Origin of the sequence: Labrys miyagiensis (genome assembly GCF_030160835.1) — a bacterium.
GTDB lineage: Bacteria > Pseudomonadota > Alphaproteobacteria > Rhizobiales > Labraceae > Labrys > Labrys miyagiensis.
On the sequence record NZ_BSPC01000014.1, the window covers coordinates 1 to 12,430 of the forward strand.

At 56.3% G+C, this 12,430-nt stretch carries 10 protein-coding genes; 6 read left to right on the plus strand and 4 right to left on the minus strand.

Features of this window, described 5'->3' with window-relative positions:
• Window positions 1–121: 121 nt before the first annotated feature.
• Window positions 122–829, plus strand: a complete 708-nt coding sequence (locus tag QQL24_RS07650; protein ID WP_284311357.1) for an IS6 family transposase — start codon at window positions 122–124, stop codon at window positions 827–829.
• A 187-nt stretch (window positions 830–1,016) separates the two neighbouring features.
• Here the strand turns inward: QQL24_RS07650 and QQL24_RS07655 are convergent, their stop codons facing one another.
• Window positions 1,017–2,579, minus strand: coding sequence for an HAL/PAL/TAL family ammonia-lyase (locus QQL24_RS07655; protein ID WP_284311359.1), 1,563 nt, complete (start codon window positions 2,577–2,579; stop codon window positions 1,017–1,019).
• Window positions 2,580–2,641: 62 nt separating this feature from the next.
• On the opposite strand from QQL24_RS07655, the gene QQL24_RS07660 reads away from it, so the two are divergent.
• From QQL24_RS07660 to QQL24_RS07675, 3 genes are all read left to right on the plus strand, one after another.
• Window positions 2,642–3,703, plus strand: a complete 1,062-nt coding sequence (locus QQL24_RS07660) for a LysR substrate-binding domain-containing protein (protein WP_284311360.1) — start codon at window positions 2,642–2,644, stop codon at window positions 3,701–3,703.
• Window positions 3,704–5,004: 1,301 nt separating this feature from the next.
• Window positions 5,005–5,808, plus strand: a complete 804-nt coding sequence (locus QQL24_RS07670) for an ABC transporter substrate-binding protein (protein WP_284311361.1) — start codon at window positions 5,005–5,007, stop codon at window positions 5,806–5,808.
• 62 nt (window positions 5,809–5,870) lie between these two features.
• The gene (locus tag QQL24_RS07675; RefSeq protein WP_284311363.1) at window positions 5,871–7,382 is read left to right on the plus strand and encodes an amino acid ABC transporter permease/ATP-binding protein; all 1,512 of its coding nucleotides are present in this window, start codon (window positions 5,871–5,873) and stop codon (window positions 7,380–7,382) included.
• A gap of 309 nt (window positions 7,383–7,691) precedes the next feature.
• On the opposite strand, the gene QQL24_RS07680 is transcribed toward QQL24_RS07675, so the two are convergent.
• The 3 genes from QQL24_RS07680 to QQL24_RS07690 form a co-directional block, all read right to left on the minus strand.
• Window positions 7,692–8,354 (minus strand): class I SAM-dependent methyltransferase, encoded by a 663-nt coding sequence (locus QQL24_RS07680; protein ID WP_284311365.1) that lies wholly within the window; start codon window positions 8,352–8,354, stop codon window positions 7,692–7,694.
• A 660-nt stretch (window positions 8,355–9,014) separates the two neighbouring features.
• On the minus strand, window positions 9,015–10,268 hold the full coding sequence (locus tag QQL24_RS07685) for an MFS transporter (RefSeq protein ID WP_284311366.1): 1,254 nt from the start codon (window positions 10,266–10,268) through the stop codon (window positions 9,015–9,017).
• Between the two features lie 9 nt (window positions 10,269–10,277).
• Window positions 10,278–10,472, minus strand: coding sequence for a hypothetical protein (locus QQL24_RS07690; RefSeq protein ID WP_284311369.1), 195 nt, complete (start codon window positions 10,470–10,472; stop codon window positions 10,278–10,280).
• A 320-nt stretch (window positions 10,473–10,792) separates the two neighbouring features.
• Here QQL24_RS07690 and QQL24_RS07695 point away from each other — a divergent pair, with 320 nt between their 5' ends.
• Window positions 10,793–11,605: an IS6 family transposase gene (locus QQL24_RS07695; RefSeq protein WP_284311370.1), complete on the plus strand. Its 813-nt coding sequence runs from the start codon at window positions 10,793–10,795 to the stop codon at window positions 11,603–11,605.
• 487 nt (window positions 11,606–12,092) lie between these two features.
• Window positions 12,093–12,395, plus strand: a complete 303-nt coding sequence (locus QQL24_RS07700) for a cytochrome c (RefSeq protein WP_284311371.1) — start codon at window positions 12,093–12,095, stop codon at window positions 12,393–12,395.
• The last annotated feature ends 35 nt before the right edge of the window (window positions 12,396–12,430 follow it).

Consider the following 12,430-nt stretch of genomic DNA (forward strand, 5'->3'; position numbering starts at 1 on the left):
CCTGGGATCATCAACCTCTTGTCGCGAGCCACCCTGTGGCCTGACAACACCGCTTACGAAGCACGAGGAGGCTCTGTCAGAGCAAATTGCAGAAGGAGGCGTGGAAGGGTAGGGAGCGAGGATGGCGCGCCCCAAACTCAATCCGTTTCGCTATTTCAATTCGTCGCCAGACGTGATCCGCCTCGCTGTGATGATGTATGTGCGTTATCCCTTGTCATTGAGGAATGTGGAGGACCTGCTGCATGAACGGGGCATCGACATCTGCCATGACACCGTGAGATTTTGGTGGAACCGCTTTGGTCCGTTGTTCGCTGGCGAAATCCGCAAAAGGCGGGTGAGGGCTGGAAATTTCAGCCGCTGGCGCTGGCACGTCGATGAGGTTTTCGTGAAGGTCAACGGTAAGCCCCACTATCTCTGGCGGGCCGTCGATCACGAGGGCGAGGTCTTGGAGTTCTGCGTCAGCAAGACGCGGGACAAGGCCGTCGCTTTGAAATTCCTCAAGAAAGCCATGAAGCGCTACGGCCGCCTCGAGATCATCGTCACCGACGGGTTGCACTCCTATGGTGCGGCCATGCGGGAGATCGGCAACCTCGAACGCCGCGAAATCGGTCGCTGGGGGAACAATCGGGTCGAGAATTCCCACCAACCCTTTCGACGACGAGAGGCGGCGATGCTCAAATTCCGGCGGACGAAGACGCTTCAGAAATTCGTCGCCGTCCACAGTCAGATCCACAACCACTTTAATTCAGAGCGCCACCTCGTCAGCCGGGAAATCTACAAGCGGAGACGCTCGGTCGCCTTGGCCGAGTGGCGGGGCGTCGCGGCCTAACCAAGGTTCAGATGGGCCTTCGTGCACCTGGCGGGGACAGCCTGGAGTTCGTTTGACACCGCCCGGCGGTCGGCTCGGCCAGGCGGTGCTCGTAGGAGGCATCGGCCACCAGGACCTTGTCGACGCCCGCGAGCCTGGCGGCGGCCTGGGCGGCGGCATCCGCGCCGGCGCCGGCCACCAGCACAGGCTACCTTGCTTTACTGAGCTGACTCGCGACAATGGCGAGGACCTCGCCACTGCGCACCTGCTCGGTCACGCTGGCGATATCAGGGTAAAATGCGCGGTCCTGGTCGGCGACGGGAACGCGACTGCGCACGATGTCATAGACCGCTTTCGTGATGGACGAGGCCTTGGTGACGTCAAAGAAATCCAGCGCCTGACAGGCAACGAGCAGCTCGATGGCCAGAACTGACTCAAGCTTTTGCGAAACCTTGTAGGCCTTGACAGCAGCATTATACGCGAAGCTCACCGGGTCTTCCTGATTGCCACACGTCGAGACGCTGTCGACGGAGGACGGGAACGAGAGCACTTTCATCTCACCAAGCAAGCCGGCGGCAGTATATTGAATGATCATGTAGCCGCTATTGAGGCCAGGATTGCGTACGAGAAATGCCGGCAGTTCGCTGAAATGCGAGTTCACCATGCGATCCGTGCGGCGCTCTGAAATCTTGGCGAGATTGGTTAGGGCGTTGCACATGGTATCGGCTGATAGCCCGATATAAGAGCCATCGAAATTGGCGCCGGAAATTGCAATGCCATCATCGTCGTGGAGCGGATAGATGACGGGATTGTCACCGGACGAGCTGATTTCGTCTTCGATGCTTTGGCGGGCGTAGCCGACGAACGCCCGCGATGCGCCATGCACCTGTGGCACGGCGCGCAGGCTGTAGGCATCCTGGAGGCGATAGTCGATGTTCTCCGCGATCAGCCGGCTGTCGCGCAGAATAGCGCGGATGCGGGCAGCGCTCTCGGCCTGTCCCTTATGCGCCTTGACCGTGTGATAGCGTGGATCATAGGCGCGGATAGTACCCTTCAGCGCTTCCAGCGACATCGCCGCCGCCAGATCGGCTACATCCACCGACTGCAAGGCATTGTAGAGCGCGAGAACCGAAATCGCCGTGACGGAGGTCGTGCCGTTGAGCATGGCGAGACCCTCCTTGCACTGCAGGTCAATCGGTTCCAGGCCGACCTGTTTGAGCGCCGTTGCCCCGTCTACCAGTTCGCCGCCATTGACCCGCGCCCGGCCTTCCCCTAGCAGGACAAGCGCCAAATGCCCCTCCACCGCGAGATAGCCGACCGAACCTTCTCCCGGAGCAAATGGCACGACCTCATTGTTGAGAAGACCCGCGATCAGTTCCAGAAGCTCAAGCCGAACGCCCGAATAGCCCTTGCCGAGGCTGATGAGTATCATCAGCTGAATGGCGCGGACCTGCTCGCGATTGAGCGGTTCGCCCACGGAAACTGCATGGGAGCGCACGATGTTCACTTGCAGCCGGCTTGCGTCTTCAGGCGAAATCACGTGGCGGACGTTGTCGCCAAAGCCGGTCGTGACGCCATACACAAGGCGGTTTTCAGCAAGAAACCGCTCGACTAGACGACGAGACTTGCGAACCCGCGCCTTGAAGGCATCGGAAAAGCTCACCTTGGCAGAGTACCGCGCGACGGCCACGAATTCTTCGATCGTCGGATCCTTGTCGCCGAGCATAACTTGGTGGATCGTTTGGGGATGAGGTGTCGAAAGGGCGGACATAGTTTGCTCCAAGTGCCTTTGGGTTGGGCACGTTCATGAGATCGCGAAGGCGAGCGAGGATAATGCTTTCGATCTTGGAACAAAATCTTGTATTATTTGAAATTTTTGTTAGTTTTTCTAAAATAGAAAGAGAGGTTCATATGGCTGCGTTGCCTCCCTTACGCGCACTTCAGGTGTTCGAGACGGTTGGACATTACGGGAGCATTTCTCGCGCGGCGCAGCATTTGGGTATTTCCGTTGGCGCCGTCAGCCAACACATGAAGCTCCTCGAGAATGCCCTGGACGCCACATTGACGGTCAAGGACGGGCAGAGGATACGTCTGAATACAATCGGTGAACGGCTTCACGTGCGCTGCCAGACTGCATTTGAAGAATTGCGAGCTGCCACCGCGGAGGTCGAAAGAACAAAAGCGTCCACGACTCTTTATGTCAGTTCACTGCCATCCATTTTGGCGAAGTGGCTGGCGCCGCTGATGTATGACTGGAATAAGAGCCGCGGTGGTGTCGATATCTATTGGGATACCAATCTGGATGACTCGCCTGAGAGGGAAGGCGTCGATTTTCGTATCAGCTACGGTGAGGGAGGTGGCCCTCTTGAAAATCGCGCGGACTTGTTTCGCGATTGTATCGTCCCGGCGTGTCCCCCGGGTTTCATCCAGGGGGCATCCACAGTGGTCAAGCCAGAAGGCCTCTTGGACTACCCCTTGATCGCCATCGAATCCAAGCCGAAGTTTGACGAGCCTCCATCGTGGCCAGACTGGTTTGAAGATTGCGGCTGCCGAATAGACGGGCCCATCGCCATATCGCTTCGCTGTTCGTCCTCCAGCGTAGCTGTTCAGGCCGCGATTGACGGCCAAGGTGTCGTCCTTGCCCAATATTCGATGATTGTTTCCGACGTGAAGGCAGGCAAGCTGGCGGTGCCATTCCACCATGCAATGGAACTGGCTTCACCTTACTTCGTTAGCTGGCACGACAATGTGCTTTATAAGCCGCAATGTCAGGATTTTCATCGTTGGATCATCGCGCGCGGACGCGAACAGCAGCGTGCGATTCAAGATCTCGTCGCACGAAATCGGGGCTCCGCGCTCCCGCCCGAAACCGAGGTCGTCCATCATGCGGGATAGAAGGCTCTTTGGGGTGGTATGTTGACTGGCCGGAATTCGAACTCGCACATTGCGATCAGCTTGAGAGCAAGCACGAGTTCGTCATCAAAGCTCACACTTGCGCAATGAGGATAGGCCTGGAGCGCCGAGCAGCCCTCGTTAGCTATCGAGGCCAGGCTTTATCGTCAGCAAGCGGTCATAGACGCTCACCATCTAATGGCAGCAGCTATGAGGTGATGAGGCCTTCGTCCTACATGGACAAGACGAGGTAGTCGGGACGTCGGTCTTTGCCAGAGCAGCCGTAAGCTGCGTTTGGAGTGCAGGTAGCTTATGTTTTTCACCCCTTGATCTCAGGCACTCGACGAGCCGATGCAAAGCCCAAACATTACCAGGATGCTGGGCACAGCGGGTGAGATTGTAGAAAGGACCGGTGGCACAGGCGATGCCCCAGTGCGCCTTCGCGCAACCGGAATGGTCTCAAGCGCTCTCTCAAAACACTTGATGGCTTCCTCATGGTTGAAGGAATGGCACCAGTTATGGCCGATGTTGAACCATCGTTGCGTTTCTGCCGAGGCGGTTGAAATAGCGCGCCGATAGGTTCCGAGATTGAAGCGATCCATATCTTCTTTCGATCCTTTGGAGGGAGGACCGCCCAAATTCCCTCGCGATCCCTCACAAAGCCGTTCGGGCCGGCCGAATTGTAGGCGCCCGATGCATGCTCCGCCTACGGCGTCGGCCGATGCTCAGGTCCAGAGAGCTTCAGCACGGAGGAGGGGAGGGCGACATCAAGACCGCGGGAAACTCCAACTGAGTTTAGGGCTCGCTAAAAACGAATGAAATATGATGTTTTTTGAAGTTGTTCGCATAATTTCTAAAGATATTGCGCAACCTGAGTTTTCGAGACGCGAGCTCTACCGAAAACGGGTGCTCGACGAGCCGCTCGACATGTCTACCTGGCCAGGGAGGCCGAGGTTCCTCCTTGCCGGAGATCCAGAAGAGGTCGTCGTGTTTAATAGAAAAACTAAAATATAAATCAGAAATTGTTATGTTTATTTCATTTTCAACAACTCCTAGGGTTCTCACCAGGGGATCTCGGCCATCGTTGCTACTGCGTGCCCGTTCTTCGCATCGGAATGGCGGCGGGATGCGGAATGGAGCGAATTTGGGAGCCCCCCAGGCCGAATTTGAAAAGAGGCACGCTTCTCAAGCGAGTGTGGGAATTCAACGGTTGGAGCACCCGCACCGCGGTATTGAGGATTGCCGACCACGCTCATCGCCTAATTTAACAAGCAACACGACTCAAAAGAGAGGTTTGTACATCAATGATATTGGGATTTTTCAAGCGAGTCGCGCTCGCGATCGCACTATTATATCCTGTTGTGGCAACAGCTGACGAGGCCAATCCTTATGGTCTGCTTGATCCCGCAACCATCAGTATTGGCACGATGGCAGACTCGAAGCCAAACACGTTCGTCCAACCCGACGGCACTTATACGGGCTTTGACATCGACCTGTTCATGAACCTCGCAGAGCGGATAGGATATCCCAAAAACAAGGTCACAATTACCTCTCAGGATTTCTCCGCACTGATGCCATCCGTTGTCAATCAGCGCTTTGATGTCGCCATCGCAGCGATCGGAACCACCGAGGCACGAAAGAAGAACGTTGATTTCTCGGACGGCTACCTTCTGTTTTATCTGTCGGTATTGAGCCCCGACACATCGATAAAAGATGCCGGCGATCTGAAAGGCAAGCGAGTGGGCGTCGTGCAGGGCGCCCTCACCGACATCTATGCAACAAAGAATTTCACCGACGCCGATATTGTCCGGTTTCCAGACAATAATACAGCAATCGCCGCGCTGAATAACGGAACAATCGCCGCCCATTTTTTGGATCACGACCCCGCGATCGATTATTCGAAACGCTATTCCGATCTCAAGATCAGAGTTGATATTCCTCAATTGGACACGCCAGCAGGGTTCGTGGTCCGAAAGGGAAATGTTCGTCTGCAGGAAGCCATTAACAAGGCATTGCACGAGGCAATAGACGACGGAACCTACAAGGCCATCTTCGCCAAGTGGTTCCCCGATGCTCCTCTCCCAGATCGCTTTCAGCCTAAGAAGTAAACTCAAGCCGCGCATCAGGACAGGTCAAAGGGCCGTCTCAATAATGTGAAAACGAGAGATCGATGGATTGGCTTGAGGTTTTCAAAAGAAGCTTCTTAGACTGGGACGCCATGGCGGCGGTATTGCCGACCATGTTGGCCGTGGGCCTGAAGAACACAATCTTTCTTGCTCTTGCCTCCACGTCGCTAGGCATTCTGATCGGCATCATCATCGCTGTCATGGGGATCGCAGAATCGCGGTTCCCACGATGGTTTGCACGCGTCTACACCGACATATTTCGCGGACTGCCAGCGATTGTGACAATCCTGCTGGTCGGCCAAGGTTTCGCTAGCCTTGGGCGCCAGCTTTTTGGAGCTTCGCCCTATCCGCTCGGGATTTTGGCACTTAGCTTGATTGCTGGCGCTTATATCGGAGAGATATTCCGCGCCGGCATACAAAGCGTCGATCGCGGGCAGTCGGAAGCATGTCGTGCCCTAAGCATGAATTACAACCAGGGCATGCGCCTGATTGTCATTCCGCAGGGAATTCGGCGTGTGCTGCCTGCTTTGGTCAATCAACTTATAAGCAATGTTAAGGATTCGAGTCTCGTATATTTCCTAGGCTTGCTTTCAAGTGAGCGAGAATTATTCAGAGTCGGCCAAGATCAGGCTGTCTCTACCGGGAATCTATCACCTTTGCTTCTAGCAGGCATATTCTATCTTTGCATAACCATCCCGTTGACCCATTTTGTCAACTTCATCGACAACCGACTTCGTACGGGCGGCAAATCCGTCGGCGTTACGAGCGGGCTGCAGGAGGTCCGCGAACTGGTCACCCAAGCACAGCCGACGCAGAAGCTGCGCCCATTGAAGGGCAGCCGCGTGGACGTCAAAGACCTTTCAGTCGCATTCGGTGAACATAAGGTCTTGCATGAGGTAGAGCTTCGGATCGAGTCAGGAACGGTCACTTGCATCATTGGACCTTCCGGATCAGGAAAGTCGACTTTACTTCGCGCCGTGAACCGCCTCGTCGAGCCTCAGGCTGGGTCGATCAAGATCGATGGCGAGGAAAGTCGATCGATGAAGCCCGAGGCATTGCGCCGCCGGGTAGGCATGGTTTTCCAGCATTTCAACCTGTTTCCGGATCACACGGCTCTGCAGAACGTGTCCCTTGCGCCGGTCAAGATCAAAGGCATTTCCCCTAAAGAAGGAAAAGCCATCGCAGAGGCTCGACTCGCGGAGGTCGGCCTGGCTCAGAAGGCAAACTATCGCCCGAGCCGGCTGTCAGGGGGGCAACAGCAGCGCGTGGCCATCGCTAGGGCGCTTGCCATGGAACCGGAAGTGATCCTGTTCGATGAAGTTACAAGTGCCCTCGATCCGGAACTGGTGAAAGGTGTCCTCAATCTCATGGCGGACCTGGCAAAGCGCGGCATCACGATGGTCGTCGTCACGCACGAGATGGGATTTGCACGGCGCGTCTCTGATCAGGTTGTGTTTATGGATGAGGGCCGGATCGTCGAGATGGGCCCGCCTTCCAAGATCTTCGATAATCCGGAAAGCCCACGGCTCAAGAGGTTTCTTGCTGAAGTCCTTTAGTGAAAGGCCGAAAATCCCAGGGGCGACGCTCACAAAAACGCTGGCCGATCGCATTGTGCCGGTCATGGCATTCCCTACCTGCGTACGCACAGCAGGATCACTGACCGGTCGAATTGGCGGCCCTCGAACATCGAAACTCTCCACTGAAACAGAGGAGATTTATGTCACGGCCGGCATTGATGGAAAGTTTGCGACAGTGCTGCGGCCGGTCAGGTGAAACTCGGTCGTCGCGCACCTTCGCCTTGACCCCATGCCCTGACGCCTCGTTGCGTAAATAATGTATCCAAACCGGTAAATCTTCAGCCCAGCTTAGAGCCGACGGATCGCCCATTGCAGCGCGGGATATGTGCCGATCATCTCGAACGCGCCTGTGCCGACTGCTTCGCCAACCGCGACTGCTACACCACTATGGGGATGGTCGTGAGCATCGTGCCAATCATCGCCGGCGATGATGCCGCCTGATTTTACCTTACGCTTCAATACTTTCAGTTCCTCGACCGTGCCGTCGTAGGAGTGGGAAGAGTCCACATAGACCCAGTCGAGATGGTCGTCGGGAAGCCGATCAAGGAAAGACACAGAATAGTCAACATGCACGGACACTTCTGCGCCATGCGCATACTTTTTGATACGTTGCGAGGCCACATTGTGGGCGCGGCTCGTCGATAACCGGCCATTCGCAGTGTAGACGCCCCAGTCCGGATAATATTTTCCGAAGATCAACCACCAGGGGTCAACGAAATAGGCGGATTTAGGTTTGGCCCGGTCAAGCAGAATAGTCGAGAACAATCCAGTGAAAACGCCAAGCTCAGCGCCGACGGCCCCTTTAGGAAGCAGATCACAAAGGAATTGCCTGCCCTTCAACCGATGATCGGACAGAAACTCAGCCTGAAGAACACTCGAGTCCAAGGGAATGCAGCCGACTGCAAGGATATCTCGCGCATTTCTGATGAAGTGCTCAGTCAGGAAGCTCATGCGCTACCCAATCAGTGCTCCCACAACCACGTATAGGTTAGGCAGCGATGTTCTACCGCCCGACGGAACAGTTTCCGGCCTGTCTCATCGTGGCGGGCTGGCAGCGCCACCGGAGTTCTGCAACGAGATCAGGTGTTATGGCCGATCGTACCATGCGGCCCGACTCGTTATAGTATTTGCCCAATCTTCCATTTTTTTGGCGGCATTTGCAACCATCAGGAGCCAGTGCGCATTCTGTAAATCGGCTTCAAAGATTAACCCCGTCTCTCTAACGCTAACCTATTGATATTATGCCTAAAATTCTATGATGGATGGGGACAGGATCGGTGCCGATCGTGATCCCCTCAAATTCCAAATTTTCATGCTTTTTCAGCCGACTATGGCCGCGCCGTTAGGGGTCAACCTTTAGCGCCGATTTACAGCTTCACCATCTCAGGCATTCGCCATCCCCATGTATAGTTCTGCAAAGCGGACATCGCGTCCCGATCACTTAGGATCGAAGCGAAGGTTCGCGGACCAGCCCGCCACGACGGGCCGGTATCCGGCGTCACTTCGTCGCTCATTTGAAGCTGACGGATGCTTCTACTGACCACAGTGTATAGGCACGCAAAGTGACCATAAACGTTGCAAGCTCACGCGAAATTTCGGGCGACCGGACGATCACGACTTGGTCCTGACTGCCTGCCGTCGCACAGACAAGGCAGGGGCAGTCGATGGCTTCGGATCAACGCCAAGGGGAGCGGCCTGTGGGTCCACGATGAAAAACGGTCGGTCCTTATGTCGGTCTGCCGACGAGCGTAACCGGCCAATGAAAGCAACCGCGGCGAGGAACGCAGCGGACAGACCTATGAGATAGAAGACGCCGTCGACCGCGTACCGCCGCATCATGACTGTACCCACGAGCGGGCCGAAGATGGCGCCAATACCGTTCAGCAAGATGAGGCGGCTGCTGACGGATACGACCCGATCTCCTGACATTCGATCGTGAGCATGCGCAACCCCGACCGGATACACCGTCGACATGAACCCGCCTAAGATGAAGGACACGGGCAAGACGGTCGCTAGCGTTCGCGGGACAAGCACCGTCATCGAAGCTGCCAGCGCCAGGCCAAAAGCTACTAGCGCCAGAGCTAGGCGACGATCGAGGACGTCCGAGAGCCATCCGATCGGGATCTGGAAGGCCAATCCGCCCAACACCGCCGCTAGCATAATGATGCCAATGTTCGCCTGAGATATTTCGACTTCTTGCATCCAGAGGGGAACAAGGGAGTAGAATGCGCTCGCGACGATGCCAGCGACAACCGCGGCGGCCACAGCGAGGGGTGCGGCGCGCAATAGCTCGCCATATGCCAAGGCGCGCTCGCTTGTCATGAGCGGTGCCTCCGCTCGTGTCATGCTCACTATGACAACGGCAAATGCGAATAGGGCCGTAAGGACGTTAAATGGTCCTGTCGCCGCGACGTCGGCTCGGATAATGAGAAGCTGACCCAAGGCGAGCGCGACGAAGGTCCCGACCATGTAGATCGAGAATATCTGCCCTCGGAGCGCCGGGGGTGCCTTCGCATTCAGCCAGCTTTCGGTTGCAACGAACAGACCGGCGCATCCGAAGCCGATAATACCACGCAGAACAATCCAGGGGATGGCGGCAACCCAAAGCGGCATTATTGCGATTGACGCCGCGACGCAGCCTGCGAGACCGGCATATGTTCGAATGTAGCCAATTCGCTCGATGATACCTCCGCACCACACCGCGCCAATCGCGAACCCCGCAAAATAGCTGCTAAGGACTAGCCCGGCACTAATGTCGTCGAACCCCGCCACCCTGATGCGAAGGGACGTGAACGTGGCGAAGAAACCGAGCGCAAGCTGTACCAAGCTCGTGCCCAGTATGATCGCGCCGAGCTGCGGTCCCATATCCACTACTCACATCACGAGATTGGTTGAGTCGAGCCAATACAGCACGTCAAGATAATGTGCCGAACATGTGGCGAGGCCGCGAATTGGCTCTGGGCAGCGTATTGCAGAAGGCGCAGTTGATCGGTAGCCTTCGACGTCAAAACCGATGGTGTGCAGGAGACGCCCCAGCGCGGTCCAAAATGCCGCATCATCATCGATCATATGCACGAGTGTTTGCACAGTCCCCCCTGTCTCTTTGTAGTGAAAAAGGGCTTGAACATCGCACGACGCAAGATCTATCAAAAACGACGAGTAAGGCCACTCGTATATTGGCCTAAAGTACAATGTGGCACCGACGCTTACGAGCTGAAGCGACATGGTGATTCTCGCGAGAAACCAGAACCTGTAGCGCTATAACTCAACGTATATTGCGAGTTCTAAGCGGGCCTCCGAACACGCAAAGGATTGAAATCATCGTGCTGCTTTCGCTGGCTCTGTCAGAGCAAATTGCAGAAGGAGGCGTGGAAGGGTAGGGAGCGAGGATGGCGCGCCCCAAACTCAATCCCTTTCGCTATTTCAATTCGTCGCCAGACGTGATCCGCCTCGCGGTAATGATGTGCATGCGCTACCCGTTGTCATGGAGGAATGTGGAGGACCTGCTGCATGAACGGGGCATCGACATCTGCCATGACACCGTGAGATTTTGGTGGAACCGCTTTGGCCCGTTGTTCGCTGGCGAAATCCGCAAAAGGCGGGTGAGGGCTGGAAATTTCAGCCGCTGGCGCGTCGATGAGGTTTTCGTGAAGGTCAACGGTAAGACCCACTACCTCTGGCGGGCCGTCGATCACGAGGGCGAGGTGTTGGCGTTCTGCGTCAGCAAGACGCGGGATAAGGCCGCCGCTTTGAAATTCCTCAAGAAAGCCATGAAGCGCTACGGCCGTCCCGAGATCATCGTCACCGACGGGTTGCGCTCCTATGGTGCGGCCATGCGGGAGATCGGCAACCTCGAACGCCGCGAAATCGGTCGCTGGGGGAACAATCGGGTCGAGAATTCCCACCAACCCTTTCGACGACGAGAGGCGGCGATGCTCCAATTCCGCAGGACGACGACGCTTCAGAAATTCGTCGCCGTCCACAGTCAGATCCACAACCACTTTAATTCAGAGCGCCACCTCGTCAGCCGGGAAATCTACAAACAGAGACGCTCGGTCGCCTGGCCGAGTGGCGGGGCGTCGCGGGCTAACCAAGGTTCAGATGGGCCTTCGTGCACCTGGCGGGGACAGCCTGGAGTTCGTTTGACAGCGGCCACCGCAATGATCACCGAATTGAGATATCGGCAGTCGCTCTCCCCGTAGAATTTGCATCACGCCATTTAGGTCTCTGAGACACGGCACGTACCTCAGAGCGTGGGCGTTCGAGCCCGAAACGCCCTACCTACGCGACGCGGAAGCGATAGGTGCGGGCCAACTGATCTGGCACCGTCATATGCTTGTCCGCTCGATCGAAGCCTGCCTCGCGACCATCCCGCTCATGTCTCTCCATGCCGCAGACGTCTCGGTGAGAACGCGCTTATATGCGCCCGTTCCTGTCAATTTGCTGTCAACCGCCTCAAAAGAACAGATGCAGCCACGGTCTCATCTCCACCCATGCCGCAATTGCCATGCCAAGTCCCCCCGAAGCAGGCCACTCCTGCAAGCCGGAAGAACCAGGGAATTTCGCATGAATGTTGGGAACAAGACAAAGCCGATTTCGGCAACCTCTACGCCAAGCAGAGCCTATTCCACTTTACCATTTAGGCTTTGTCTGGGGTTGTCCCTACTCGCCGGTCTCTCGGTGCCTGCCTTGGCCGCCACGCTGAAGGGCATCATGAGCGAGATGAAGCAAACTACCACCGAAGCCAAAGGCGTTCTGTCGAATTTCGACCAGGCGCGGGCAGACGCTCTGCTGCACCAATATGCAATGCAGGCCATGGCTGCGGGCAAACTTTTCGGCAGCGGCGATGCCAAGGCGGCCGACTTGCAGAAGCGCTTTGCGACACTGGCCGCCACGGCCAACAATGCCAAGGCTAAGGATGCCGCTGGTTTCCGCATTGCCTTCAGCGCTATTGCCACGCAATGCCGCTCCTGCCACTCCGCTTACAAATAGGGACAGGGCCATGACAGATCGATCTGCACGGGTGT